General features: G+C 70.7%; 24 protein-coding genes. 9 read left to right on the top strand and 15 right to left on the bottom strand.

Annotated elements, in window-relative coordinates; genetic code table 11:
• Nucleotide 1: 1 nt before the first annotated feature.
• The 4 genes from OU415_RS10825 (at nt 2) to OU415_RS10810 (ending at nt 4,417) form a co-directional block, all read left to right on the top strand.
• Nucleotides 2-625, top strand: a complete 624-nt coding sequence (locus OU415_RS10825) for a TetR/AcrR family transcriptional regulator (RefSeq protein WP_270948510.1) — start codon at nt 2-4, stop codon at nt 623-625.
• A 96-nt stretch (nt 626-721) separates the two neighbouring features.
• The gene (locus OU415_RS10820; RefSeq protein ID WP_270948509.1) at nt 722-2,296 is read left to right on the top strand and encodes a glycerol-3-phosphate dehydrogenase/oxidase; all 1,575 of its coding nucleotides are present in this window, start codon (nt 722-724) and stop codon (nt 2,294-2,296) included.
• Between the two features lie 34 nt (nt 2,297-2,330).
• Complete coding sequence (locus OU415_RS10815) at nt 2,331-3,245, top strand: ABC transporter ATP-binding protein (protein ID WP_270948508.1); 915 nt, start codon at nt 2,331-2,333, stop codon at nt 3,243-3,245.
• Nucleotides 3,242-4,417 (top strand): ABC transporter permease, encoded by a 1,176-nt coding sequence (locus OU415_RS10810; RefSeq protein WP_270948507.1) that lies wholly within the window; start codon nt 3,242-3,244, stop codon nt 4,415-4,417. Before OU415_RS10815 ends, OU415_RS10810 begins: the two co-directional genes overlap by 4 nt.
• A gap of 296 nt (nt 4,418-4,713) precedes the next feature.
• Here the strand turns inward: OU415_RS10810 and OU415_RS10805 are convergent, their stop codons facing one another.
• From OU415_RS10805 to OU415_RS10795, 3 genes are all read right to left on the bottom strand, one after another.
• Complete coding sequence (locus OU415_RS10805) at nt 4,714-6,018, bottom strand: citrate synthase (RefSeq protein ID WP_270948506.1); 1,305 nt, start codon at nt 6,016-6,018, stop codon at nt 4,714-4,716.
• Nucleotides 6,019-6,395: 377 nt separating this feature from the next.
• Nucleotides 6,396-7,328, bottom strand: a complete 933-nt coding sequence (locus OU415_RS10800; RefSeq protein WP_270948505.1) for a carbohydrate kinase family protein — start codon at nt 7,326-7,328, stop codon at nt 6,396-6,398.
• Nucleotides 7,325-7,936: a TetR/AcrR family transcriptional regulator gene (locus OU415_RS10795; protein WP_270948504.1), complete on the bottom strand. Its 612-nt coding sequence runs from the start codon at nt 7,934-7,936 to the stop codon at nt 7,325-7,327. Before OU415_RS10795 ends, OU415_RS10800 begins: the two co-directional genes overlap by 4 nt.
• Before the next feature lie 142 nt (nt 7,937-8,078).
• Between OU415_RS10795 and OU415_RS10790 the strand changes: the two genes are divergently transcribed.
• Nucleotides 8,079-9,218 (top strand): acyl-CoA dehydrogenase family protein, encoded by a 1,140-nt coding sequence (locus OU415_RS10790; protein WP_270948503.1) that lies wholly within the window; start codon nt 8,079-8,081, stop codon nt 9,216-9,218.
• A gap of 80 nt (nt 9,219-9,298) precedes the next feature.
• On the opposite strand, the gene OU415_RS10785 is transcribed toward OU415_RS10790, so the two are convergent.
• From OU415_RS10785 to OU415_RS10735, 11 genes are all read right to left on the bottom strand, one after another.
• Nucleotides 9,299-10,219: an aldose 1-epimerase family protein gene (locus tag OU415_RS10785; RefSeq protein ID WP_270948502.1), complete on the bottom strand. Its 921-nt coding sequence runs from the start codon at nt 10,217-10,219 to the stop codon at nt 9,299-9,301.
• An 82-nt stretch (nt 10,220-10,301) separates the two neighbouring features.
• Nucleotides 10,302-11,693 carry an APC family permease gene (locus OU415_RS10780; protein WP_270948501.1) on the bottom strand — a complete coding sequence of 464 codons (1,392 nt, stop codon included), beginning with the start codon at nt 11,691-11,693 and terminating at the stop codon, nt 10,302-10,304.
• Between the two features lie 115 nt (nt 11,694-11,808).
• On the bottom strand, nt 11,809-13,053 hold the full coding sequence (locus tag OU415_RS10775) for an MFS transporter (RefSeq protein WP_270948500.1): 1,245 nt from the start codon (nt 13,051-13,053) through the stop codon (nt 11,809-11,811).
• A 186-nt stretch (nt 13,054-13,239) separates the two neighbouring features.
• Entirely contained in the window at nt 13,240-13,893 is a 654-nt protein-coding gene (gene pdxH / locus OU415_RS10770) for a pyridoxamine 5'-phosphate oxidase (RefSeq protein WP_270948499.1), read from the bottom strand.
• Nucleotides 13,894-14,167: 274 nt separating this feature from the next.
• On the bottom strand, nt 14,168-15,067 hold the full coding sequence (locus tag OU415_RS10765; protein WP_270948498.1) for an urea transporter: 900 nt from the start codon (nt 15,065-15,067) through the stop codon (nt 14,168-14,170).
• Nucleotides 15,064-15,831, bottom strand: a complete 768-nt coding sequence (locus OU415_RS10760) for an urease accessory protein UreD (protein WP_270948497.1) — start codon at nt 15,829-15,831, stop codon at nt 15,064-15,066. Before OU415_RS10760 ends, OU415_RS10765 begins: the two co-directional genes overlap by 4 nt.
• Nucleotides 15,832-15,912: 81 nt before the next feature.
• Nucleotides 15,913-16,629, bottom strand: a complete 717-nt coding sequence (gene ureG / locus OU415_RS10755; protein ID WP_270948496.1) for an urease accessory protein UreG — start codon at nt 16,627-16,629, stop codon at nt 15,913-15,915.
• Nucleotides 16,619-17,311 carry an urease accessory protein UreF gene (locus OU415_RS10750; protein ID WP_270948495.1) on the bottom strand — a complete coding sequence of 231 codons (693 nt, stop codon included), beginning with the start codon at nt 17,309-17,311 and terminating at the stop codon, nt 16,619-16,621. Before OU415_RS10750 ends, ureG begins: the two co-directional genes overlap by 11 nt.
• 159 nt (nt 17,312-17,470) lie before the next feature.
• Nucleotides 17,471-19,198: an urease subunit alpha gene (locus OU415_RS10745; protein WP_270948494.1), complete on the bottom strand. Its 1,728-nt coding sequence runs from the start codon at nt 19,196-19,198 to the stop codon at nt 17,471-17,473.
• Nucleotides 19,179-19,562, bottom strand: a complete 384-nt coding sequence (locus OU415_RS10740; protein ID WP_270948493.1) for an urease subunit beta — start codon at nt 19,560-19,562, stop codon at nt 19,179-19,181. Before OU415_RS10740 ends, OU415_RS10745 begins: the two co-directional genes overlap by 20 nt.
• A gap of 82 nt (nt 19,563-19,644) precedes the next feature.
• Nucleotides 19,645-19,947: an urease subunit gamma gene (locus tag OU415_RS10735; protein WP_270948492.1), complete on the bottom strand. Its 303-nt coding sequence runs from the start codon at nt 19,945-19,947 to the stop codon at nt 19,645-19,647.
• A 275-nt stretch (nt 19,948-20,222) separates the two neighbouring features.
• On the opposite strand from OU415_RS10735, the gene OU415_RS10730 reads away from it, so the two are divergent.
• From OU415_RS10730 to sepH, 4 genes are all read left to right on the top strand, one after another.
• Nucleotides 20,223-21,350, top strand: coding sequence for a citrate synthase 2 (locus OU415_RS10730; RefSeq protein WP_270948491.1), 1,128 nt, complete (start codon nt 20,223-20,225; stop codon nt 21,348-21,350).
• Nucleotides 21,351-21,443: 93 nt separating this feature from the next.
• The gene (locus OU415_RS10725; RefSeq protein WP_270948490.1) at nt 21,444-22,352 is read left to right on the top strand and encodes a YecA family protein; all 909 of its coding nucleotides are present in this window, start codon (nt 21,444-21,446) and stop codon (nt 22,350-22,352) included.
• A gap of 199 nt (nt 22,353-22,551) precedes the next feature.
• Nucleotides 22,552-23,694, top strand: coding sequence for a phosphoserine transaminase (gene serC, locus OU415_RS10720; protein WP_270948489.1), 1,143 nt, complete (start codon nt 22,552-22,554; stop codon nt 23,692-23,694).
• Nucleotides 23,695-23,960: 266 nt separating this feature from the next.
• A complete protein-coding gene (gene sepH / locus OU415_RS10715; RefSeq protein ID WP_270948488.1) occupies nt 23,961-24,938 on the top strand; it encodes a septation protein SepH in 978 nt (325 codons plus the stop codon).
• A gap of 252 nt (nt 24,939-25,190) precedes the next feature.
• Here sepH and OU415_RS10710 read toward each other — a convergent pair.
• Nucleotides 25,191-25,516: DUF2537 domain-containing protein (locus tag OU415_RS10710; RefSeq protein ID WP_270948487.1), on the bottom strand; the 326-nt coding region annotated here is incomplete at its 5' end.

The raw sequence follows: 25,516 nt of genomic DNA, 5'->3' as shown, positions 1-25,516 counted from the left end.
CATGCCGTCGCAATGTCACAGCACTCGATCGCGATCCGCACCGAACCGGGTGGGCGATGCCGAGCTGCTGCGAGCGGCCCGGGAGTGCGTGCTCGCCAACGGCGTCCGGCGGACCACGCTGACCGAGATCGCCCGCCGCGCCGGGGTCAGCCGGATGACCCTCTACCGCCGGTTCCCCGACGTCAACAGCCTGGTCACCGCGCTGATGACCGTCGAGTTCGGCGAGATCCTGAACCTGGCGCGCGAGGCCGAGCGGACCGGCAACGTCCGCCAGCGGCTCGTCAGCGCGACCGTCCACGGCGTGCGGCTGCTGCAGACCGCGCCGCTGCTCCAGCGCGTCCTGGAAGCCGACGCCGAGCTGCTGCTCCCCTACCTGGTGCAGCGCTTGGGCAGCACCCAGCTGGCCGCCGAGGGGTTCCTCCGCGAGTACCTCGTCGCGGGCCACGCCGACGGCTCCATCCGCCCCGGCGACCCGTCGGTCCAGGCCCGGTCGCTGCTGCTGCTCGTGCAGTCGTTCGTCGTCACCGCCGGGCCAGCGACCACCGACGTCGACCCCGACGCCCTCGCCGCAGAACTCACCCAACTCCTCGACGGAGCACTACGCCCACTTCCCCCGGAAGCCTGACCCCAGACCACAGTTTCAATGGAAACTGCGGCGTCCCCCCACGGGGATCCACAGTTTCAATGGAAACTGCGACCCGACGATTCACCCGGAGTTGCGATGACCACCACGCCGTTGCCCGCCGGTTCGCTGCGTGCGACCTCGCTGAACGCCGCGCGCCGCGCAACCGACCTGTCCGAAGTCTCCGAGTCCGAGATCGACCTGCTGGTGGTCGGCGGCGGGGTCACCGGCGCCGGAGCCGCCCTCGACGCGGCAGCCCGCGGGCTGTCCGTCGCACTGGTCGAGGCCGAAGACCTCGCCTGGGGAACGTCCCGCTGGTCCAGCAAGCTCGTGCACGGCGGCCTCCGCTACCTGGCGCACGGCGACGTGGCCCTGGCGCACGAGAGCGCCGTCGAGCGAAACGTGCTGATGACCAGGACCGCTCCGCACCTGGTGCGCACGATGCCGCAGGTGATCCCGTTGCACCGCACCATCTCCCGCCGCTCCGAGCTGGTGCTCAACGCGGGCCTGCACGCAGGCGACGCGCTCCGCCGCGCCGCTCGCACGCCGTCCGACGTGCTCCCGCCGCCCCGGCGCATCCCCGCCGCCGAAGCGCTCGCCCTGGTGCCGGGCCTGCGCGCCTCCGGCCTGCGCGGCGGTCTGCTCGGCTACGACGGCCAGCTGATCGACGACGCACGGCTCGTCGTCGCGCTGGCGCGCACTGCGGCGGGTTTCGGCGCGCGCATCCTCACGCACGTGCGCGCGAAGCAGCTGCACAGCAACGGCGCCGACGTCGTGGACCAGCGCACCGGCGAGGCGTTGCGGATCCGCGCGCGTTCGGTGGTCAACGCGGCCGGGGTCTGGGCCGGGGAGCTCTCGCCCGACGTCAAGCTGCGGCCGTCGCGCGGTTCGCACCTGGTGATCGACGCCGACGCCGCGGGCATCGCCGGAACCGCCCTGGTCGCGCCGATGCCGGGCACCTCCGGCCGGTTCCTCCTGCTGCTGCCGCAACCCGACGGCCGCGCGTACCTCGGCCTCACCGACGAGCCGGTCCCCGGGCCCATCCCCTCGGTACCGGAGGTCCCGGAGTCCGATGTGGACTTCCTGCTGGCCGGTATCCGCGACGTCCTCGGGAAACCGCTGGGACGCGAGCACGTGCTCGGCTCCTTCGCCGGGCTGCGTCCGCTGCTGGAGCAGACCCAGCGCAAGGAATCGTCCGACCTGTCCCGCAAGCACGCCGTGCTGACCTCGACGGAAGGCGTGGTGACGGTGGTCGGCGGCAAGCTCACCACCTACCGGAAGATGGCCGCCGAAGCCGTCGACGCCGCGGTGAAAGCAGGCGGGCTGTCCGCGGGCCCGTCCCGGACCACCGCCGTCGCGCTGGTCGGCGCCGCGCCCCGCCGCCACCTCGCCGACGTCGAAGCCCCGGCCCGGCTGATCGCCAAGTACGGCACCGAAGCCGGGCGCATCGCCGCCCTCGCCGACTTCGACCCGGAGCTGGCGGAACCGGTCGCACCGAGCGTTCCGCTCACCGCAGCGGAAGTGCTGTGGGCGGTGCGGCACGAAGGCGCGCTCGACGCCGACGACGTCCTCGACCGGCGCAGCCGCACCGGCCTGAACCCCGCCGATCGCGCCGCCGCGGAACCCGTTGTCACCGAACTCGTCAGCCGAGCACTCGAAGGTGTGGTGGACTGATCCACCAGGGGGATCTACACCGCAGAAGGGGGCGATGGTGACTGATCGCGTGCTGGAGATCGACCGGATCAGCAAGCGCTACGGGGATGTCACTGCGCTGAAGGAGATGACGTTCAGCGTCCGGGCCGGCGAGATGTTCGGCTTCGTCGGCAGCAACGGCGCCGGGAAGACGACCACGATGCGGATCGCGCTCGGCGTGCTGGCCGCGGATTCCGGTCAGGTGCGCTGGAACGGCGCGCCGCTGGACCTCACCACCCGCCGCCGCATCGGCTACATGCCCGAAGAGCGCGGCCTCTACCCGAAGATGAAGGTCTCCGAACAGCTCGCCTACCTCGGTGAGCTGCACGGCATGTCGAGCGCCGACGCGCAGGCCGCCGCCGCGCGCTGGACCGAGCGGCTGGGGCTGACCGAACGCCGCGACGAGGAAGTGCAGAAGCTCAGCCTCGGCAACCAGCAGCGCGTGCAGCTGGCCGCCGCGCTGGTGCACGACCCGGAGGTGCTCATCCTCGACGAGCCGTTCTCCGGGCTGGACCCGGTGGCGGTCGACGTGATGAGCGCGGTGCTGCGGGAGAAGTGCGATTCCGGGGTTCCGGTGGTGTTCTCCAGCCACCAGCTCGACCTGGTGCAGCGGCTGTGCGACCGCGTAGGAATCGTCCGCAGTGGACAGATGGTGGCCGCCGGTCCGGTCGCCGAGCTGCGTGATCAGGGACCGGTGACGCTGGTCGTCGACGCCCCCGACGCCGCGCCCGGCTGGGCCGACGACGTGCCCGGCGCGCAGGTCGTGTCGGTCGACGGCAGCCGCACCACGCTTCGGCTGGACGACGACGCCGACGACCAGGCGGTGCTCAAGGCCGCGCTGGTCACCGGTCCGGTCCGGGAGTTCACCCGCAACCGGCCGAGCCTCACCGAGCTGTTCCGCAACGTCGTCACCGAGGAGGCGGCCGAATGAGCCCAGTCTGGTTGGTCGCCCGCCGCGAGATCCGCACCCGCGTGCGCACCCGCGGCTTCATCATCGGCACCCTCGCCGTCATCGCGCTCATGGGCGGGTACGCCGGGCTGATGGCGTTCATCGGGAACCAGGTCGGCACCACCAAGGTCGGTGTCGTCCCGGAAGCCGCGGCCATCAGCCAGCCGTTGCAGGCCTCCGGCGCGGCGTACGGCAAGACGTTCCAGATCAGCACCGTCCCGGGCCCGGCGGGCGAGCAGCAGGTGCGCGACGGCGACCTGGACGCGCTGATCACCGGGACCGCCGACGAGCCGCGCCTGGTCGTCAAGCAGACGCCGGACAGCTCGGTCGAGTCCGCGCTGAACGCGATCGCGCAGCAGCGGGCGATGGACGTCGAACTCGGGCGCTACGAGGTGGATCCGGCCGCGGTCCGCGCAGCGACCGAGAACGCGCACGTCGCCGTGACGAGCCTGGAGACCAACGACCCGCACCGCGGGGAGCGGATCGGGATGGCCATCGCCGCGGGCATCGCGCTCTACATGTTCCTGATCATGGGTGGTCAGATGATCGCGCAGGGCGTCGTGGAGGAGAAGTCCAGCCGCGTCGTCGAGCTGCTGCTGTCCACCATCAAGCCGCACCAGCTGCTCGCCGGGAAGGTGGTCGGCATCGGCCTGACGAGCCTGCTCCAGCTGGTGCTGATCGCCGGGACCGCGCTGCTCGCGACCGGAGCCAGCGGCATGCTGACGCTGCCGTCCGCGGCGCTGGCGAGCACGCTGGTCTGGGCGCTGGTGTGGTTCCTGCTCGGCTTCTTCACCTACGCGACGGTCCTCGCCGCGGCGTCCTCGCTGGTGTCCCGCCAGGAGGAGCTGCAGAACGTGATCAGCCCGGTGATCATGCTGCTGGTGGTGCCGTTCATCATCGGTGTCTCGGTGCTCCCCAGCTCGCCGGACAACAGCATGGCGGCGGTCCTGTCGCTGGTCCCGGGCTTCTCCCCGACGCTGATGCCGATGCGCATCGCCCTCGGCGTCGCAGCCCCGTGGGAGATCGCGGTCTCGCTGGTCCTCAGCGCCCTGGCCTTCGCCCTGCTCCTCCGCCTCGGCGGCCGCGTCTACTCCAACGCGATCCTCCGAACCGGCTCCCGCGTGAAGCTCCGCGACGCCCTCCGCGCAGCCTGATCCCGCAAATTCAATGGAAATCAGACCTCCGATTTCCATTGAATTTGCGGAAGTTCTCCACAGCCAGCACGACTTGTCCGCAGGTCCCGACACGCCGGGGTCCCGACACGCCCGGGTGTGCAGTTTCAATTGAAACTGCAAAACCCAGGCACGGCGGATCACAGTTTCAATTGAAACTGCGGTCACGGTGAGCGGAACGAGCCTCCGCGAGAGACGGGTCGGCCCCGGGCACCATGGGTGTCCGGGGCCGTTTGTGGGCCGGTTGCCGTGGCAGCCGACAGGATTCAGGTTTCGATTCAGCGCTCGTTGATCGACTTGTACGCGCGCTCCGGCGAGCCGGTGTAGATCTGGCGCGGACGGCTGATCTTGCGGGCCGGGTCCTCCAGCATCTCCCGCCAGTGCGCGATCCAGCCGGGCAGCCGGCCGAGCGCGAACAGGACGGTGAAGTACTTCGTCGGGAAGCCCATGGCCTTGTAGATCAGGCCGGTGTAGAAGTCGACGTTCGGGTACAGCTTGCGCTCGATGAAGTAGTCGTCGGCGAGCGCCTTCTCCTCGAGCTTCATCGCGATGTCCAGCAGCGGGTCGTTCGCACCCAGCTTGCTGAGCACCTCGTCGGCGGTCTTCTTGATGATCGCCGCGCGCGGGTCGTAGTTCTTGTAGACCCGGTGGCCGAAGCCCATCAGCCGGACGCCGGGCTCCTTGTTCTTCACGCGCTCGACGAACGAGTCGACGTCGCCGCCGTTGGCGTGGATGCCCTCGAGCATCTCCAGCACCGCGCTGTTCGCACCACCGTGCAGCGGGCCGAACAGGGCGTTGATGCCCGCGGAAACGCTGGCGAACAGGTTGGTCTCGGCCGAGCCCACCATCCGCACGGTCGAGGTGGAGCAGTTCTGCTCGTGGTCGGCGTGCAGGATGAACAGCAGGTCCAGGGCGCGGGCCAGCGTGGGGTCGACCTCGTAGGGCTCGGCGGGGAAGCCGAAGGTCATCCGGAGGAAGTTCTCCACCAGGCCCAGCGAGTTGTCCGGGTACAGGAAGGGCTGGCCGACCGACTTCTTGTAGGCGTAGGCCGCGATGGTGGGCAGCTTGGCCAGCAGCCGGACGGTGGACAGCTCCACCTGGTCCTTGTCGAAGGGGTTGAGGCTGTCCTGGTAGAAGGTGGACAGCGCGGACACCGCGGAGGACAGCACCGGCATCGGGTGCGCGTCGCGCGGGAAGCCGTCGAAGAACTGCTTGAGGTCTTCGTGCAGCAGGGTGTGCCGCTGGATCCGGGAGGCGAACTCGTCGTACTGCTGCTGGGTCGGCAGCTCGCCGTAGATCAGCAGGTAGCTGACCTCGATGAAGTTCGACTTGGCCGCCAGCTCCTCGATCGGGTAGCCGCGGTAGCGGAGGATGCCGGCGTCACCGTCGATGTAGGTGATGTCGGACTCGCAGGCCGCCGTGTTGACGAAGCCCGGGTCCAACGTCACCAAACCGGTCTTGGCCAACAACTTGCCGAGGTCCACGCCAGGCGCACCCTCGGTCGGCTCAGTCACCTGCATCTCGTGCTCGCCGGCGTCATAGCGCAGCGCGACGGTACGTTTGGCGGTCACGTCGTCGGGCATTCGGGAACCTCTCGCGCTCGTCGGGGTGCGTGTGGTGACGACCGCGGGTGCCCGGCCGACCGGCCTGGGCTGCGTTGTCGCCCGCGCGCGGCCCGGGGTGTCCGAACCGCCGCAGCACCACCCCGTTGGGGTCCTGTCAGTAGTCACGCTAGACCGCAGTGGGCCCCCCGCGCAGCAATCGCGTTTCGCCTTTTTGGCAGGTGGGACCACGATCACATCACATCGGGCGGCTTTCGCCGGAGATTTTTCGACGCTCCGGAACCATCTGGGCCGGTCATAGTGACCAACCGGGCCATCCGGACGGCGCAGCGCCGACTGCGCCAACCGGATCTCGGGCGGTTGAGCTCACAGGGTGTCGTCGAGCACGTCCGCCCAGTTCAGTCGGTGTGCAGCTCCTCGGACCACGGCGGTTCGGCACCCGGACGCGAGACGGTGACGGCCGCAGCGGCCGCCGCGAACCGCAGCGCGCGCTCCCACCCGGTCCCGTCGAGAGCGCGCACGCCCTCCGCTGAAAGCGCGTCGTTGCGGTGCAACCACGCCAGCAGCGCGGCCTGCACGGTGTCGCCGGCGCCGATGGTGTCGGCGACGTCGACCTTCTCCCCCGGAACGGTGAACTCGCCGTCGGCGGTCACCGCGGTCAGGCCGTCCGCACCTCGGGTCAGCACCACCGCGGCCGGTCCTTGGCGCTGCCACTCGCGAGCCGCGGCGAGCACGTCCCCGCCGTCCGCGAGCCATTCGGCGTCGTCGTCGGAGACCTTCAGCAGTCCCACCGACGGCAGCCAGGAGCGGAACCGGGCGCGGTAGGCGTCGGCATCGGCGATCAGACCGGCGCGGATGTTCGGGTCCAGCGCGACGAACCGGCCGCGCTCGGCTTCCCGGAACAGCACCCGCTCGTACACCGAAGCACCGGGTTCCAGCACCATCCCGAGGGTGCCGAGGCAGAGCGCGGTGGCGCGCTCTGGCAGCTCCTGGTCGGTGACGAACCGGGTCGCGGTGCCCTCGGTGTGGAAGCTGTAGCGCGCCGAACCGTCCTCGGCGAGCCCCACCACGGCGAGCGTCGTCGGCTCCGGGCCGCGCTGCACCAGCTCGACATCCACATTGGATGCCCGCAGCCGCTCGAACAGCTCGTCCCCGAACTGGTCGGTGGACAGCCGGGCGTAGAACGCGGCCGGGACGCCGAGCCGTCCGAGGGCGATGGCCACGTTGTACGGCCCGCCGCCCAACAACGGGTGCAGCGGCCCTAGCTCGCCCTCACCCGTGGCGGGGTCCGGGACGAGGTCGACCAGGGCCTCACCGCCGATGACGATCACTTCTGTCCTCCTTGTGCTTCTTCGGCCGGGGCCAGCCCGCCGAGCAGGAACTGCGAGAGCGCGTCGAACGCGGCCGCGTCCGAAAGCCCGGTGCGCTCGCCGATCTCGCCCCGCTGGATGCCCGCGATGGCGTGCCCGACCATTTCGCCGACGAACCCCGCATGCACCTCGCGGAACACCCCTTGCTGCACGCCCTCGCCGATGAAGGCGCGGATGCGGTCGGTGGCGGCGCGCGCGTTGGCCTCGTAGGTGGCGCGGGTGGAGAGGTTCGCGGCCATGTCGTCGATGAACTCCCGGGACGCCGGGCGCAGCGCTTCGGCCGCGGCGTCCAGGTAGACCCGGACCTTCTCCCGCACGTCCTGGACCGCCTCGACTCGCCGCTCGACGCTCTGCGTGGCGCACTTGAAGTAGTGCGCGACCACGCGGACCGCGAGCTGCTCCTTGCTGCCCGCCAGCGTGTACAGCGTCGATTTCGAGCAGTGCAGCCGGGCCACCAGGTCGTCCAGCGTGAAGTGCGCGAACCCTTCCGCGAGGAAGAGGTCGCGCAGCTGGTCCAGCAGCTCGGCCCGGCGGGCGTTCGCCGGTCGGCGGCTTTGGGAGGTGGTCATCGCTGGAAGCCTGCCACAGCACTGTCGGAGGACTTCGCGGGTTCTCCCCCGCGAGCACTTCCACAGTACTGGAGTTCGCCCTACAGTACTGGCATCAGTACTACCGGCAGTTGTCACACCGGCACCAGGAGCGCGAACCGCCATGCCCGTCCAACGCCTGCTTCCCACCTCCGAAGCCACCGATCTGCTCGCGCTGACCAGGGAGATCGCCCGCGATGAGCTCGCCGGGCGGGCCGCCGGCGACGAGGTGGCCGAGAAGTTCCCGCGCGACGCCTTCCGCCTGCTCGGCGAGTCCGGATTCCTCGGGCTGCCCTACGCCGAGGAGCACGGTGGCGGGGCCCAGCCGTACGAGGTCTACCTCCAGGTGCTGGAGGAGCTCAGCAGCGCGTGGATGACCGTCGGCGTCGGCCTGTCGGTGCACACCATGAGCTGCTTCCCGCTGGCCCACTTCGGCACCGACGAGCAGCGTTCCCGCTGGCTGCCGGACATGCTCGGCGGCGACCTGCTCGGCGGGTACGCGCTGTCCGAACCGCACGCGGGCTCCGACGCGGCGTCGCTGAGCACGCGGGCCGTGCGCCAGGACGACGAGTACGGGATCACCGGCGCCAAGGCGTGGATCACGCACGGCGGCGTCGCGGACTTCTACACGCTCATGGCCCGCACCTCCGACGACGGGCCGCGCGGCATCAGCTGCTTCCTGGTCGACGGGTCGACCGCCGGTCTCTCGGCGGGACCGCCCGAGCACAAGATGGGCCTGACCGGATCGCCCACGACTCCGCTGTACTTCGAGGACGCGCGGGTGCCCGCGGAGCGGCTCGTCGGCGAGGAGGGCGACGGGCTGAAGATCGCGCTGGCCGCGCTGGACTCCGGCCGGCTGGGCATCGCCGCCTGCGCGGTCGGGCTGGCGCAGGCCGCCCTGGACCTGGCGGTGGACTACGCCAAGCAGCGCACCCAGTTCGGGCGGCCGATCATCGAGTTCCAGGGGCTGGAGTTCCTGCTGGCCGACATGGCCGCCGCGGTGCAGTCGGCGCGCGCGAGCTACCTCGACGGAGCGCGCCGCCGCGATGCCGGGATGCCCTTCGGGCAGCAGGCCTCGGTGGCGAAGCTGGTGGCCACGGACGCGGCGATGAAGGTGACCACCGACGCGGTCCAGGTCCTCGGCGGCGCGGGCTACACCCGCGACTTCCCGGCGGAGCGCTACATGCGCGAGGCCAAGGTCCTGCAGATCTTCGAGGGCACCAACCAGATCCAGCGCATGCTCATCGCCCGCGGCCTGAAGTGAGCGCACCTCCCGCGGTGGTCCCGTGAGCACTTTGGGTCGCTATAGCAGCCCAAAGTGCTCACGGGCGCGGAACGACCTGGTCAGAACGGGGTCAGGCCCCAGTGGGCGATCCAGGTCTCGCCGGGTTGGAGGGTCAGCAGGTCGGTGCCGGTGTTGAGGGCGTTCGGCGGGCAGGTCATCGGTTCGATCGCGACCGCCCGGCCGCGTCCGGGGAAGTCGTCCGGCGTGTAGACCTGCACCCACTTGAACACCGGATCCGCCCACAGCTGCACGCCGCGCCCGTCCGGACCGGTCAGCGAGTGCCGGACGAACTCGTCGCCCGGCGCCGGTGCCGCCCCGCCGAAGGCGGTGTCCAGCAGCAACCCGGCCAGCGGACGCCCGGTGCGGAAGTCGAGCTCGTCGCCCTGCAGCTCGCGGGGCGGGCGCACCGGAACCATCCGCTCGGCGTCCACCGGCAGCAGGCTCGACGCGGACAGCCGCAGCGCGCAGTCGTCCGTCGCGGCGTTGCCCGCGCGCGGGTACGGGTGCACGCCGACGCCGAAGGGCGTCGCGCGCGATCCCAGGTTCTCCATCGTGTGCGTGACGGTCAGCCCGTCCGGGCCGACGGAGTAGCCGACCGAGGTCAGCAGCGGCACCGGCCATCCCGGCTGCGCCGCCACCATCGCCTGCAGGACCACAGTGGACTCGGCGTGCTCGACGACGCTCCACGCGGTGTGCCGCAGCAGGCCGTGGATCGCGTTGTGCCGCGCGGGTTCGCTCAGCGCGAGCTGCTGCGGTTCCCCGTCGAGCACCCACCGGCCGTCGGCCACCCGGTTCGGCCAGGGCACCAGCACCGCACCGGCACCGCCCGGCGGCAGCTGGTCCGCCCCGTAGGTCTCGACGTGGGGCACTCCGTCGACGTCGAAAGCGCGCAACCCGGCACCGACTTCGGTGACCACGGCGCGCATCGGACCGGACGCGATCTCGAACTGCCGCCCGGTCGCAGGAACGGGTTCATTCACCTGGCCACCCTAATAAAAGCGGGCCTCCCGGACCGCTCGAACGGTCCGGGAGGCCCACCGGAATGCGGTGCCGACTAGGTGATCACTTGCCCAGCTTCTCGGCGTCGAACTCCCGGCGGCCGTGGACCAGGTAGTTGATGCCCCAGAAGATCACGCCGAGGCCGAGCAGGATCCCGACGATCCCGTACTCGAGCAGCGGGCGGCCGGTCAGCGGGCTGGCGAAGAACGCGCAGGTGATCGCACCGGCGACCGGAACCCAGGTGGGCGCCTTGAAGTGCTTGTGCTCGACCTTGTCCTTGCGCAGGACCAAGCAGGCCACGTTGACGATGGCGAACACGATCAGCAGCAGCAGCGAGGTGGTGCCGCCGAGGTTCTCGATCTTCAGCGAGCTCACCAGCACGATCGCGAGGACGCTGGTGAACAGGATCGACACCCACGGCGTCTGCCGCGCCTGGTGCACCAAGCCGAACTGCTTCGGGATGATGCCCTCGTTCGACATGCCGTAGAGCAGGCGGCTGGCCATCATCATGTTGATCAACGCGGTGTTGCTCAGCGCGAACAGCGCGATGAAGGCGAACACGATCGGCGGGAACCACGGCGCGGCGACCTGGACGACCAGCAGCAGCGGGCCGGTGGAGTCGCTGAGGATGTCGGTGGGGATCAGGACCGTGGTGATCAGCGCGATGACCAGGTAGATGCCTGCGGTGATCGCCATGCCCATCAGCACCGCGCGGGGGAAGGTCTTGGCCGGGTCCTCGGTCTCCTCGGCCATGTTCACGGTGTCCTCGAAGCCGATCATCGCGAAGAACGCGAGCGCCGTCGCCGAGGTGACCGCGATCAGCGGCGTGGTGTCGGTGTTGAACTGCAGCAGCCGGCTCGGGTCCGGGGTGAACGTCGGGTCGCTGACGCCCGCGAAGACCGCGTAGCCGCCGAAGACGATCACGATCGCCAGACCCGCCATCACCGCGATCGTCAGCAGCAGGTTCAGCTTGGCCGACTCGCCCACGCCGCGGAAGTTGACCGCCGCGATGAGCACGATGAAGGCGATCGCCACCAGCCACGACGGAGCGCCCGGGACGATCTCCTGGAGGTACTCACCGCTGAAGGCCTGCGCTCCGGAAGAGGCCGAGGTGATCCCGGAGCACATGACGGCGAAGGCGACCATGAAGGTCAGGAAGTTCACGCCGAACGCCTTGTGGATGTACAGCGGCGCGCCACCGGCCTTCGGGTACTTGCCCACCAGCTCCAGATAGCTGAACGCGGTCAGGAAGGCGACCACGAAGGCGACCACGAACGGGACCCACAGCGCCCCACCCACCTTGCCGGCGATCTTCCCGGTCAGGGCGTAGATCGTGGTGCCGATGATGTCGCCGACCACGAAGAAGAGCAGCAGTTTGGGCCCCATCGCCTTCTTGAGGCCTGGGCCTTGCGCACCGCCGGGCGCAGCGTCGTTCACGGTCGTCTCGTTGGCCATAGCTGGAAAGTGTGCAACCTCCCCTATCGGCCTCGATGCCCACCCCTGGTCGAATTGCACTGCGACGAATGCATCAGACGTGGCGAACTGCACAACCACGCGTCGCCGGGAGGAATCATCCCTCGTCAGAGACGGGTGCCCGGTAGCGCCAGAAGGCGGGCAGCAGGGCTGCGGAGATCACCGCGCCGACGATCACGAGCACCCCGCCGACGGCGATCGCGGTCGACGTCCCCACCGCGGCACCGGACAAACCGTGCACGGTGTCGGCCAGCCTCGGCCCGCCGGCGACCACGACGGTGAACACGCCCTGGATGCGCCCGCGCATCTCGTCGGTCGCCGCCGCCTGCATGATCGAACCGCGGTAGACCATGCTCACCAGGTCGGCCCCACCGCCGATCGCCAGGAAGACCACCGCCAGCCAGAGCGAGTCCGCCAGTCCGAAGCCGATCACCGCGAAGCCCCAGGCGACCACGCCGATGGTGACGCCCACGCCGTGGCGGCTGAATCGGTGCAGCCATCCGGAGAGCACGCCGCAGAGGAACGCGCCCAGCGGGATCGCGGCGAACAGCCAGCCCAGCGCGGCCCCGCCGCCGGGCGGATCGCCGAAGGTCCGCTCGGCCATCTCCGGGAACAGCGCGCGCGGCATGCCGAACACCATCGCGATGATGTCCAGCAGGAACGACGCCAGCAGCACCGAGTGCAGCGCCAGGTACCGGAAGCCGTCCAGCACAGCGCGCAGCCCGGCCTTCTTCGGCGCGCCTTCCTGCGGCGGCAGCGGCGGCAACCGGAACACCGCCCAGAGCGCCGCGCACAGCGCCACCGCGTCGACCAGGTACAGCGTCTGGAGCCCGGCCACCGGCAGCAGCACGCCCGCCAGCAGCGGACCGGCGATCGACCCGAGCTGGAACACGGTGGCGCCCAGCGCCTGCGCGGACGGCAGCAGATGCACGGGGATCAGCCGGGCGATGGCGGCGCCGCGGGCGGGCATGTTGATCGCGAAGAACGTCTGCTGCCCGGCGAAGAGCACCAGCACCAGCCACACCGAGCGGATGTCGGAGGCGGCGACCAACCACAGCAGGACCGAGGTGACCGCCAGGCCGGTGTTGGTGACCAGCAGCAGCCGCCTGCGGTCGACGGTGTCGGCGATCGCACCGCCCCACAGGCCGAACACCAGCAGCGGAACCAGGCCGAAGAGCCCGGCGATGCCGACGTAGGCGGAAGAACCGGTGATGTCGTAAAGCTGCTTGGGAACCGCCACGGCGGCGAACTGCGCGCCGACGGCGGTGACGATGTTGGACAGCCACAACCGGCGGTAGGCCGGGTACTTCAGCGGCCTGGTGTCGAGGAGGACCTTCCCCACCAGGGACTTGAGGGATCGACGGTTCGCTGTCTCGGTTCCGCTGCTGGGCTGCACGAGAGCCGAAGCCTAGCCGTTAGCGGGTCTAACAGCACTCGAATTTCCACGCCGTGTGACCGAAACGACCCGTGCCGAACAGCGAAAACGCCCAGCCCCGGCGGGGGCTGGGCGTTCGGTTTCGGCTGGTGGTCACGGAGCGAGGCGCTCGACCGTCCAGGTGGTGTCCGTGCGGCGGAAGCGGAGCCGGTCGTGGAGCCGGTCCGGGCGGCCCTGCCAGAACTCCACCACGTCCGGGCGGATCCGCCAGCCACCCCAGTGCGGCGGCACCGGGACCTTCTCCGCGTCGGCGAAGCGGCGCTCGATGCCGTTCAGCGACGACTTCAGCGCCTCGCGGTTGGCGACGACCCGCGACTGCGGCGACGCCCAAGCGCCGAGCTGCGAGCCGCGCGGGCGCACGCCCCAGTACTCGGCGGTCTCGGCGGCGTCCACCTTCTCCACCGTGCCGCGCACGTTGACCTGGCGCTGCAGGCCCAGCCACGGGAAGGTCGCGGCGGCTACTCGCGTGGACTTCAGGTCGTGGCTCTTGGCCGAGGTGTAGTTGGTGAAGAACACCACGCCCCGCTCGTCGAAGCCCTTGCACAGCACCGTGCGCGAGGACGGGATGCCCTCGGCGTTGGCGGTGGCCAGCACCATCGCGTTCGGCTCGACCAGCTCGGCCTGCACCGCCTCGTCGAACCAGAGCTGGAGCTGCTCGTGCCAGGTCGCGGCGAGCGAGGACTCGTCCAGCGCTCCGGCCTCGTACGACACCCGCATCGACGGCAATGCGACGTTGGCCTCCGACATCCCTATTCCTCCCTGACTCGCCCGACAGCGGCACGACTCGAACTTCTCCGGCTGCGCAGCCGGACGGTACGGGTTGGACCGGCTGGCGCGACAGGACCAGGTGGCGCCAACCACGTACGACGGTAAACGCGATCCGAACGGACGCCGAATCGGCGGTGCTTCACGATCGATTCCGCAACCGATGCAGTGATCGTTCTTACACCCGATCGGACCGGCGAGAACCACTCTTTGCAGTGAAAACGCCTGAACGGGACAAAAGTTCCGGCACCGCGGGCTACGGCTGCGCGGAGCCGGTGCGGTGCACCCGGACCAGGTCCGCGGTCCACATCGCCAGGACGAACGGGAACGTCGTCGGCACCAGCCCCAGGAACTCGATCCCGCCCTGCAGCAGCACCACCGCGGGGACGGCGATCAGGCAGGACCGCCAGGTGCGCCCGGTGGTCAGCAGCCCCACGACGACCAGCGCGGCGTTGAAGCCGTACACCCCGTCGCTGACGTCCAGCGGCGTGTCCGGCAGCAGCTCGACCGCCACCAGTGCCACCGCCGCACCGCAGAACGCGCCGACGGCCAGCCGGAACTGCACGATCGCCAGGCCGATCAGCATGACCAGGCCCGGCAGCCAGCCGTTCGACAGGAAGACCTCGGCCTCCGAGCTGAACAGGCTCAGGTAGTCGCCGTCGAGCCCGAGCACCGGCGACGGCGAGCTGGACGCGGCCTCGGCCCAGCCGAAGTGGTGTCCGGTGTGGACGATCAGCCAGTAGGTGAACACGAACGGGGCGGTGCGGGCAGGAACCGCGAGGAGGAGGTCCGCGACGCGCGCCAGCAGCGTCGCGACGACCGCCCCCGCGATTCCGACCAGCAACGCCGCGCCGAACGGCTGGAAGGACGCCACCGTCCCCAGCACCACCAGCGTGGAGTTGAAGCCGAACAGGCCTTGGGATATCCGCTCCCGCGGCACCCGCAGCGCGGTCGCGGTGAGCATCCCGACCGCGCTGCCGACCAGACCGGCGAGCGCGAATTCCGGCCCGGCCAGCGCGAGCGCGACCAGGAAGACGATCCCGGCCGGCACGCTCTCCTGCAAGTACACCTGCGAGACGCCCGTGGGCACGGCGCGCAGCAGGTCCAGCGCGCCGTGCCGCACCGGGGGCGACTTCTCCGCAGCGGTGTCGTTCACCAGCTCCGCACCTCTAGTTCCTTCGCATCCGGGTGGTGCGAAACGGCTTCGGCGAGCCGCCGCTCGGCGATCACGGCGTCGTCGCCGACGGCGGTGGCCATCGCCCCGCCCGCGGCCAGCGGCGCCAACGACCACCAGTCGCCGCTGCTCGGCACGACCGGATCGTGCTCCCACACGACGGTTTCGGTGGCCAGCACCCGCGCGCCCGCCAGGTAGCCGACGCTCGCGGTCAACCGCTCGTCACCGATGTCCAGCCGCTGCCGCAGCAGCGGAGTGCCGCCGCGCAGCACGTGCGTCGTGGTGGCCAACCGACCGGACCGCTCGCCGTACCGGCCGAGCACCAGCGTCTCCCGGCAGCGCGCCCGCGCGCCCTCGCCGAGCGCGATGGTCATCTCCGCCTGGTGGTCGGCCCGCGAGCTGATCACGGTCGCCTCGGGCAGGTACTCGACCGTCCCGCCGTCGGCGACCTCGATGTGCACGGTGGACCGGCTGTGCCCGCTGTGCTGCCCAGGCAGCGCCACGGTCGCGGCGGTGCCGCGCAGCAGCAGCCGGGCACCGGGGCCGACGTGGACGTGCAGGTCGACGACGTCGCCGCCGACCGGGGTGGCCGCCGAACCGACGAGGTGCACGACGGCGGTGCCGTCGGCGCTGGTGGTGGCGGCCCGGCGGGGCACCATCGTCATCGGGGACTGTGACCGCAGCTCCCGGACGACGCTCCGCCCGCCGTGCCCGAGCTCGACCCTCAGCAGCGCACTAGCGCGCACGCCGCACCACCTTCCGCCTGCGCGGGGGTCGTGAGTGCGTAACAGTGTTCGAACACTGTTACGCACTCACGACCGGATCGCTCACGCACTGATGCCGACCTTGAGCTGCTCGCGGACCCACGCCGACACGTCGGGCGCGTTGGGGGTCCGGGTCAGGGACTGGGTGATCACCGGCAGCTCGCCGCGCATCCGGTGCGCGTCGGACACCATGACCTCCATGTCGGCCCCGACCAGCTCGGCCAGGTCGATCTTGTTGATCACCAGCAGGTCCGCGGTGGTCACGCCCGGCCCGCCCTTGCGCGGCACCTTGTCGCCACCGGCGACGTCGACCACGAAGATCTGGCTGTCGGCCAGGCCGCGGCTGAACACCGCGGTCAGGTTGTCCCCGCCGCTCTCCACGATGACCAGCTCGAGGCCGGGGTGGCGCTCGGTGAGCCGGTCGACCGCGTCGAGGTTGGCGGTGATGTCGTCGCGGATCGCGGTGTGCGGGCACGCGCCGGTCTGCACCGCCTCGATCCGGTCGGTGTCGAGCACCCCGGCCCTGCGCAGGAAGTCGGCGTCCTCGGTGGTGTAGATGTCGTTGGTCACGACGGCGAGGTTGATCTCCTGGCCCAGCGCCCGGCACAGCGCGGCGGTCAGCGCCGTCTTCCCGCTGCCGACCGGCCCGCCGATGCCGAGGCGGAACGGCCGCCCGTGCTGGGGTTCGGCGGAGAACGGGTCGGGTTCGGTCGCCGTCGGGTCGAAGTTGACCGGATGCGTGTGCCCGTGACCGTGTCCGTGGCCGTGTTCAGGAAGCAAAGAGACGCACCTCTTCCCGGTGATGTCGATCGTGCGATTCGGCGAGCAGGTCCAGCACCGGAGCGCCGGGCGCGGGCAGGTCGGCCGGGTCCAGCCCGGCGGTGGCCGCTGCTTCGGCGACGATCCGGTCCAGCTCGTCGGACATCTCGGCGACCACGGCGTTGGCCGCGAAGGGATCCATCCCGAGCAGCCGGACCACCGCGGAGGACGGCCCGCTGACGGACAGGTACCCGGCGATCAGCGCCGCTTCCTGCGGCCCGGCACCGGCTGTCGCAGCCAGCACGCCGAGCACGATCGGGTGGTGTGGCCGCGGGCTCGCGGCCCCCAGTTCGGCTCGCACCGGCGACGGCCAAGCCGCCTTGCCGGCGCGGATCATCCCCTTCCCCTGGGCGCGCGAGGCCTCCCGCTGCGCCGGGGACGGGGTTCGGGCGTCGAGTTCGACGTCCAGCTCCCGCCAGTGTCCACTTCGGACCCGGCGGGTGGCGGCGTGCGCCGCGGCGGCGGCGAACACCGCTTGCAGGGCACCTGCGGCGCGCAGGCGCCCGTGCAGGAATTCGCGCAGATCGGCGATTCCCGTGATCAGTCCCCGGGCGGCCGCCTCCTCGACGCCGCCGGAGTGCACGTGTCCCCCGCCGGGGAACCGGGAATCGGCGAGTGCAAGCACCGCGAGACCGGCTCGCACCGCTCTCCCCTTTCCGAACGAGCGAAAATCCTCACCCGTTCCAGCGACATGTCCGCAATTTCAATGGAAATCAGAGGGCCGATTTCCATTGAAATCGCACTGATCAGGTGCCGTGAGCGGCGATGGTGGTGGGGACCACCACCGCCGCGCACGACCGGCTCAGAACAGGAAGTACCGCTGAGCCATCGGGACCTCGGAGACCGGCGCCGGCTCGACGAGCTCGCCGTCGATGTGGACGGCGAAGCTGTCCGGGTCGACCTGGATGTCCGGCGTCGCGTCGTTGTGCCGCATGTCCGCCTTGCCGACGTCCCGCGTGCTGTCCACGGCAACCATCCGCGAGCTCAATTGCAGCTGCTCGGGCAGGTTCGCGTCCAGTGCCACCGGCGCGACGAAGAACACGCTGCTCGCCGCCGCCGCGCGCGGCTGCGCACCGAAGCTCGGCCGCGCGATGTAGGGCTGCGGGGTCGGGATCGACGCGTTCGCGTCGCCCATCGCCGCCCACGCCGCGAACCCGCCCTTGAGCACGATGTGCGGGCGGACGCCGAAGAACTTCGGGTCCCACAGCACCAGGTCGGCCATCTTGCCGACCTCCACCGATCCGACGTGGTGCGAGATGCCGTGCGCGACCGCCGGGTTGATCGTGTACTTCGCGACGTAGCGCTGCGCCCGGTTGTTGTCCGCGCGCCCGTCGCCGGGCAGCGAGCCGCGGCGGCGCTTCATCACGTGCGCGGTCTGCCAGGTGCGCATGATGACCTCGCCGATGCGGCCCATCGCCTGCGCGTCCGAGCTCATCATCGAGATGGCCCCGAGGTCGTGCAGGAAGTCCTCGGCGGCGATGGTCGACGGCCGGATGCGGCTCTCGGCGAACGCCAGGTCCTCGGGCACCGACGGGTTCAGGTGGTGGCAAACCATCACCATGTCGAGGTGCTCGTCGATGGTGTTCACCGTGTGCGGCCGCGTCGGGTTGGTCGACGAGGGCAGCACGTTGCCGTGCGAGGCGAGCCGGATGATGTCCGGGGCGTGCCCGCCACCGGCGCCTTCGACGTGGAACGCGCTGATCGAGCGGCCGTTGATCGCTTCCAGCGTGGACTCGTAGAACCCGGCCTCGTTGAGGGTGTCGGCGTGCAGGGCGACCTGGACGCCGGACTCCTCGGCGACGCGCAGCGCGCTGTCCAGCACCGCCGGGGTCGCGCCCCAGTCCTCGTGGATCTTGAACCCGCCCGCACCGGCGCGCAGCTGCTCCCACAGCGCTTCGCCGCGCATGGTGCTGCCCTTGCCGAGCAGCAGCACGTTGACCGGCATGGTGTCCACGGACTGCATGATCATCCGCAGGTTCCAGGCGCCGGGCGTGACCGTGGTGGCCTTGCTGCCCTCGCCCGGTCCGGTGCCGCCGCCGATCAGCGTGGTCAGCCCGGAGGCGAGCGCGGTGTCGACCTCCTGCGGGCAGATGAAGTGCACGTGCGAGTCGATGCCGCCGGCCGTGAGGATCTTGCCGTTGCCGGCGATGACCTCGGTCGACGGACCGATCACCAGCGAGTGGTCCACGTCGTTGTTGGCGCTGGGGTTGCCGGCCTTGCCGATGCCCACGATGCGGCCGTCGCGGATGCCGACGTCGGCCTTGATGACGCCCCAGTGGTCCAGGATCACCGCACCGGTGATGACCACGTCGGGCGTGCCCTCGGCGCGGATGGCGGCGGACTGGCCCATCGACTCGCGGATGACCTTGCCGCCGCCGAAGACGACCTCGTCGCCGGAGCCGGTGGGGCCCTGGCTGCGGTCCTCGGTGACCTCGATCAGCAGGTCGGTGTCGGCCAACCGGATGCGGTCGCCGGTGGTCGGGCCGAACAGCTCGACGTACTGGGACCGGTCAATGGACGATGTGCTCACCGTGGTGTCCCTCGCCTTTCTCGCCGTAGGTGAACGGGGTGGGTTCGTGGTCGCGGGCGTCGAGCTCGCCCGCGTACTCCAGGCGCAGGCCGCGCACCAGCCGGCTGCCGCCGACCGGCACCAGGTCGACCTCGCGCGCCACGCCCGGCTCGAACCGCACGGCGGTACCCGAGGGCACGTCCAGCCGGTGGCCCCAGGCCTGGGCCCGGTCGAACTCGAGACCGGGGTTGACCGCGGCGAAGTGGTAGTGCGAGCCGACCTGCACGGCGCGGTCGGCGCGGTTGACGACGGTGAGGCGGATCCGGTCCCGCCCCGGATTCAGCGGGATGTGGTTCTCCGCGGTGATGATCTCCCCGGGCCGCATGGGCAACTCCCTAGCGATGTGTGTCGAGACGTGGACGAATCGGGCCCGCAGCCGAAACCGGGCCCCGGGCGGAGATTCGCGCTCAGGTGATGGGGTCGTGGACGGTGACCAACTTGGTGCCGTCCGGGAAGGTCGCCTCGACCTGCACGTCGTGGATCATCTCGGGGATGCCGTCCAGGACCTGGTCGGCGCGCAGGACCTGACGACCGCTCTGCATGAGTTCGGCGACGGTCCGGCCGTCCCGAGCTCCTTCGACGACGTGGTCGGTGATCAGCGCGACCGCTTCCGGGTAGTTCAGCTTCAGCCCGCGATCCAGCCGTTCGCGCGCCAATCGAGCCGCCACGTAGACGAGCAACTTGTCGCGCTCATGAGGAGCAAGATGCATGAAACTTGTTTAACACGCGGAAAAAAGCCATGCCCGCCGCGTCCTGCGGGTTTAATACCGCATAATTGCCCCTTCCCAACCATTTTTCCGGACTTTTACATCGCTAACGGAATTTTCGGCACATCGGGTGACTTGGGTCACCATGTGATTTTTTTCCGCGCACCGGGATTGTGCGCCGAGCCCGGCGGGTGCACTGTGGTCCAGACGCCTTCACCCCGCCACTCCCCGCGTCCGCGCATCCGCGCGCACGCGACCAGCGAGGAGGCGAGGTAGCCATGAGCAGTGCAGGTCAGCCCGAGTTCCGCCCCGGCCTGGAGGGCGTTGTCGCCTTCCGCACCGAGATCGCCGAGCCCGACCGCGATGGCGGTGCGCTGCGCTACCGCGGCGTCGACATCGAAGACCTCGTGGGCACCGCCTCCTTCGGCGACGTGTGGGCGCTGCTGGTGGACGGCGAGTTCGGCAACGGCCTCCCGGTCGCCGACGGCACCCCACTGCCGGTCCGCACCGGCGACGTGCGCGCCGACGCGCAGGCGTCCCTGGCGATGCTCGCGCCCGCTTACGGTTTCGCCCCGCTGCTCGACGTCGACGAGGCGCAGGCCCGGGATCAGCTCGCACGCGCCTGCGCGCTCGGGCTGTCCTTCGTCGCGCAGTCCGCGCGCGGCGACCTGCCCGCGGTCCCGCAGTCCCGGGTCGAGGAGGCCACCACGGCCACCGAGCAGTTCCTCACCCGCTGGCGCGGCGAACCCGACCCCGTGCACGTCCGGGCCCTCGACGCGTACTGGGTGTCGGCCGCCGAGCACGGCTTGAACGCCTCCACCTTCACCGCCCGGGTGATCGCTTCCACCGGCGCTGACGTCTCGGCCTGCCTGTCCGGAGCGGTGGGCGCGATGTCCGGGCCGCTGCACGGCGGTGCCCCGGCCCGCGTGCTGCCGATGATCGAGGAGGCCGAGCGCACCGGCGACGCGCGCCGCGTGGTGGAGTCGATCCTGGACCGCGGCGATCGGCTGATGGGCTTCGGCCACCGCGTCTACCGCGCCGAGGACCCGCGCGCCCGGGTCCTGCGCAACACCTGCGACCAGCTCGGCGCGCCGCGCTTCGAGGTGGCCCGCGAGCTGGAGCAGGCGGCGCTGGCGGTGCTGCGGGAGCGGCGTCCGGACCGGCAGATCGAGACGAACGTCGAGTTCTGGGCCGCCGTCGTGCTCGACTTCGCGGCGGTGCCCACCGCGATGATGCCCGCGATGTTCACCTGCGCCCGCCTCGCGGGCTGGTCGGCGCACATCCTGGAGGAGAAGCGCACCGGCCGGCTGATCCGCCCGTCGGCCCAGTACATCGGCCCCGACCCCCGCTCCCCGCAGGACGTCGAGGGCTGGCACGACCTCGGCCAGCTCGTCGCCCCGATCTGATGCGCACCGGGGTGGGGTGCCTGCGGCCGGCACCCCACCCCGGGCAGTGCCCGACATGTCCGGGTGTGCCGGGAACAGCGGTAGCGTGGGGAAGTGGCATTACCTACCGACGAGCAGCGCGAGCTCTACGTCCAGTACGCCGAAGCGCTGGAAGAGGACGCCGAGGACAGCGACCAGCGCTGCGACGACCTCGTCGAAGCGGGCGGCTACTGGCACATGGCCGGCGACCACGAGCGCGAGGAGCGCGCACTGGCAGCCGCGGCCGAGGTCGACGACGGCGGCAACGTGCTCAGCGGCCACGCCTCCTACGCCACCTTCCTGCTGACCCACGGGCGCCACGAGGAAGGCGAGCAGCTCTTGGCGCAGCTGCTGCGCGACGGCTCGGACTGCGAGTGGGCCTACGCCGAAGCCGCCGCGGGCTACGAAGCGATCGGCGCGCAGCAGGAGGCGCTGCGGTGGCTCAACGTCGGCGTCACCCGCTTCGTCCCGGACCTCGACGCCGAGCTGGAGCAGGGCGATCCCGGATCCGGGGTGCTGCGGCAGCGCGCCGTGCTGCGCCGCGAGCTGGGGCTGCCCGCGGACCAGTACGACGAGCTGCACGCCCGCCTCGAGGAGCGCGCCCACCAGTTCTTCGAGCAGATCGAGGAGATCAGCCACCGGCAGGCCCCGACCGCGGTCCTCTACTGGCCGGAAGCGGAGTTCGCCGAGGTCCAGCGCAGGTACCCGGACTGGCACCCGGACCGCACCCACCTCCAGCACCGCCGCGAAGTCCAGCGAACGCTGGCGGAGCAGCCGAACTCGCTGCTGGCCACCGGATCCCTCGACGCGCTGGTCGCCTTCGCCGAGTCTCTCGATCTCCCGCCGGAGGAGCTGTCGACCCGCGCGGAGTTCATCGCCGAGGCAGCCCGACCCACCCCGTGGCCGCCCGGCCGCAACGATCCCTGCTGGTGCGGTTCAGAACGCAAGTACAAGAAGTGCTGCGGCGCCCCTGGCTTCGCCTGATGCAGTGCTGGCCATCTAGCTCGGGTCGCAGTAAGTTGCGGTGCGGCTGTTCGCAGCGGACTCGGCTTCACCTGCCGTCAACCCTGCTGCAACACTTGAGCCGAACCGGCAACGGCGCCGGTCAGCAGGCCACTGGCGCGCGGGGAGGCGCGGTCCCGCCCCCTGCTCGATCACCACGACAACGCCCGGAGGCGCCGGCATGACGCAGGCCGAGACCATCGACCCGACGACCTTGAAGCTGCCCGAAGAGTTCAAGCCCGCCGACGGCCGGTTCGGCTGCGGACCGTCCAAGGTGCGCAGCGAGCAGCTGTCCCGGCTGGCCAGCGAGGGCGCTGCCGTGATGGGCACCTCGCACCGCCAGAAGCCGGTGAAGTCCTTGGTGGGCCAGGTGCGCGAGGGACTGCGGGAGCTGTTCTCGCTGCCGGACGGCTACGAGATCGTGCTCGGCGTCGGTGGTACCACGGCGTTCTGGGACGCGGCGACCTTCGGCCTGATCCGCGAGCGCTCGCTGCACCTGACCTACGGCGAGTTCTCCTCGAAGTTCGCCAAGGCCGCCAAGACCGCCCCGTTCCTGGGCGACCCGGTGGTCGTCTCGGCCGAGCCGGGTGACGCCCCGGAGCCGGTGTCGGACCCGGGCGTCGACCTGATCGGCTGGGCGCACAACGAGACCTCGACCGGCGTGATGCTCGCGCCGACCCGCCCCGAGGGCTCCGAGAACGCGCTGATCGCGGTGGACGCGACCTCCGGCGCGGGCGGCCTGCCCTTCGACGCCGCCGACGTCGACGTCTACTACTTCGCGCCGCAGAAGTGCTTCGCCGCCGACGGCGGGCTGTGGCTGGCCGCGATGAGCCCGGCCGCGATCGAGCGGATCGGCGAGATCGGCGCCTCGGGCCGCTGGGTGCCGGAGTTCCTGTCGCTGCCGACCGCGCTGGACAACTCGCGCAAGGACCAGACCTACAACACCCCGGCGCTGGCCACCCTGTTCCTGCTGGCCGACCAGATCGAGTGGATGAACGGCCAGGGCGGCCTGGACTGGTGCTCGCAGCGCACCCGCGAGTCCTCGCAGCGCCTGTACCAGTGGGCCGAGGCCTCGGAGTACGCCACGCCGTTCGTCACCGACCCGGCGAAGCGCTCGCAGGTGGTCGGCACCATCGACTTCGCCGACTCGGTGGACGCCGCCGCGGTCGCGAAGGCGTTGCGCGCCAACGGCATCGTGGACACCGAGCCGTACCGCAAGCTGGGCCGCAACCAGCTGCGCATCGGCATGTTCCCGGCGATCGAGCCGGATGACGTCACCTCGCTGACGAAGTCCATCGACTGGGTGGTTTCGCAGCTCTCCTGACGACGCAGCGCTGCCGGGGTCCGCTCGGGCCCCGGCAGTTTTGCCCCAATCCTCACTACACCGAGTGAAAAATCAACCACTCCGGGTATTGCTCAGCAAACCTGAGTGGTTTTACTCGTTCGCCGAGGCGGCACCTTTCCGGCAAGATCGATGCCGGGAGAGCGACCAACAGCGACACGACGTGCCCGGCGTGCCTCCCGCGTCAAGGCGGCGCGCCGGGTTACCGTCACAGCTTGGTGACATGTAGGTCGGTGGGAGGCACGCGTATGCGAGCGCTGCGAGTGGTCGGGCTCGACGAGGACGGTGAATCCGTCATCTGCGAGGACCCGGAGAACGGCGAGCGTTTCACCGTGCCCGCCGACGAGCGACTGCGCGCCGCGGCCCGCGGTGACCTCACCAGGCTCGGCCAGGTCCAGATCGAGATGGAAGCCCAGATGCGGCCGCGCGAGATCCAGGCCCGCATCCGCTCCGGCGCGTCCGTCGAGCAGATCGCCGAGGCCTCCGGCATCCCCGAGCACCGCATCGAGCGCTACGCCTACCCGGTCCTGCTGGAACGCCGCCAGATCGCCGAGATGGCCCAGCGCGCGCACCCGGTCCGCGAGGACGGCCCGGACGTGCAGACCCTCGGCGAGGTCGTCGCGCACACCTTCGGCATGCGCGGCCACGAGTACGCCGAGGCCGACTGGGGCTCCTGGCGCGGCGAGGACGGCAAGTGGGTCATCCAGCTGACCTGGCAGGCAGGCCGCTCCGAGAACCTCGCGCACTGGGTGTTCCACCCCGGCGCGCACGGCGGCACCGTGGCACCCCTCGACGACCACGCGGCCGACCTGCTCGACCCGTCGCCCAACCGTCCGCTGCGCACGGTCCGCCCGGTCACCGAGCTGGCCCGCGAAGCGCTCCAGCTCGACCAGCAGAGCCAGGAACGCCCCGAGGAGCCGACGGCACCACCGGTGCCGGAGGCGCCGGCCCCGCTGCTGACGGAAGCATCGGTGCTGACGGAGGCGCCGAAGCCGGCGGCAGCGCCGCTGGCGGAGGCGCCGACGCTGGACCTGGACACCGGAGCGCCGGAGCGACCGGCGGAGCCGGGAGCCCCGGAAGCGGAGCCCGCGGCGGAGAGCGCCGAAGGCGCGACCGCCGAGGGGACTGAGGCACCGGACGCGGCGGAGCCGCGGAGGGGGCGGAAGAGCCACCCGATCGTCCCGTCCTGGGAAGACGTCCTCCTCGGAGTCCGCTCCCACCGCTAAACCGAACGAAGACGGCAGAAGGCCGGGGCGAGCACCAGCTCACCCCGGCCTTCTCCTGTTCACACCCCGACAACTGGCGACACCTACCCCAGCCCGGGGACGACTTCCGCAAATTCCATTGAAATTGGACATCCCATTTCAATGGAATTTTGATTCCGGCCGGGACCGCAGCCGCGATGCCCGAACACCACGCGCAGCGTCTGTGGTTCCGCCGCCTGCACCGCCACGCAAGACGAGGATGGACAACCTCGGTCAGAGGGGTGGGGGTGGGTCTCCGAGGAGACTGAGGAGGAGGGCTAGCCAGGCGAGGACGATTCCTGCTGCTGTGCCGTAGGCGACCCAGCGCCATACCGCGATTCGGCGACCCAGCCAGATCGAGGGGGCGAAGCCCGCCGCTACCGCCAGGTTGACCACCGTCGCCAGGATTGCGCTGACGTCCGCCAGGCCTCGGGTCACCACCACCAGGATGACCGTGGTGATCGCCGCGATGATCGCGCTGACGAACAGGCCCGGGCCCCACGGCGCTGGTTCGTCGGCGGGAGCCGGGACCGGGTGGCGGTGCGGGGTCGGGCGGGCCG

The sequence above is a fragment of the Saccharopolyspora oryzae genome (assembly GCF_027853915.1).
In the GTDB taxonomy this organism is placed as follows: Bacteria; Actinomycetota; Actinomycetes; order Mycobacteriales; family Pseudonocardiaceae; genus Saccharopolyspora; species Saccharopolyspora oryzae.
The sequence above is the reverse complement of the archived record's forward strand: the minus strand, read 5'-3'. Positions and strand labels throughout refer to the sequence as shown.

What these genes read in the sequence shown, in the direction of transcription:
- OU415_RS10825 (WP_270948510.1), top strand. Translation starts at nt 2, where the DNA reads ATGCCGTCGCAATGTCACAGCACTCGATCGCGATCCGCACCGAACCGG.
- OU415_RS10820 (WP_270948509.1), top strand. Translation starts at nt 722, where the DNA reads ATGACCACCACGCCGTTGCCCGCCGGTTCGCTGCGTGCGACCTCGCTG.
- OU415_RS10815 (WP_270948508.1), top strand. Translation starts at nt 2,331, where the DNA reads ATGGTGACTGATCGCGTGCTGGAGATCGACCGGATCAGCAAGCGCTAC.
- OU415_RS10810 (WP_270948507.1), top strand. Translation starts at nt 3,242, where the DNA reads ATGAGCCCAGTCTGGTTGGTCGCCCGCCGCGAGATCCGCACCCGCGTG.
- OU415_RS10805 (WP_270948506.1), bottom strand. Translation starts at nt 6,018, where the DNA reads ATGCCCGACGACGTGACCGCCAAACGTACCGTCGCGCTGCGCTATGAC.
- OU415_RS10795 (WP_270948504.1), bottom strand. Translation starts at nt 7,936, where the DNA reads ATGACCACCTCCCAAAGCCGCCGACCGGCGAACGCCCGCCGGGCCGAG.
- OU415_RS10790 (WP_270948503.1), top strand. Translation starts at nt 8,079, where the DNA reads ATGCCCGTCCAACGCCTGCTTCCCACCTCCGAAGCCACCGATCTGCTC.
- OU415_RS10780 (WP_270948501.1), bottom strand. Translation starts at nt 11,693, where the DNA reads ATGGCCAACGAGACGACCGTGAACGACGCTGCGCCCGGCGGTGCGCAA.
- pdxH (WP_270948499.1), bottom strand. Translation starts at nt 13,893, where the DNA reads ATGTCGGAGGCCAACGTCGCATTGCCGTCGATGCGGGTGTCGTACGAG.
- OU415_RS10740 (WP_270948493.1), bottom strand. Translation starts at nt 19,562, where the DNA reads ATGCGGCCCGGGGAGATCATCACCGCGGAGAACCACATCCCGCTGAAT.
- OU415_RS10735 (WP_270948492.1), bottom strand. Translation starts at nt 19,947, where the DNA reads ATGCATCTTGCTCCTCATGAGCGCGACAAGTTGCTCGTCTACGTGGCG.
- OU415_RS10730 (WP_270948491.1), top strand. Translation starts at nt 20,223, where the DNA reads ATGAGCAGTGCAGGTCAGCCCGAGTTCCGCCCCGGCCTGGAGGGCGTT.
- serC (WP_270948489.1), top strand. Translation starts at nt 22,552, where the DNA reads ATGACGCAGGCCGAGACCATCGACCCGACGACCTTGAAGCTGCCCGAA.
- sepH (WP_270948488.1), top strand. Translation starts at nt 23,961, where the DNA reads ATGCGAGCGCTGCGAGTGGTCGGGCTCGACGAGGACGGTGAATCCGTC.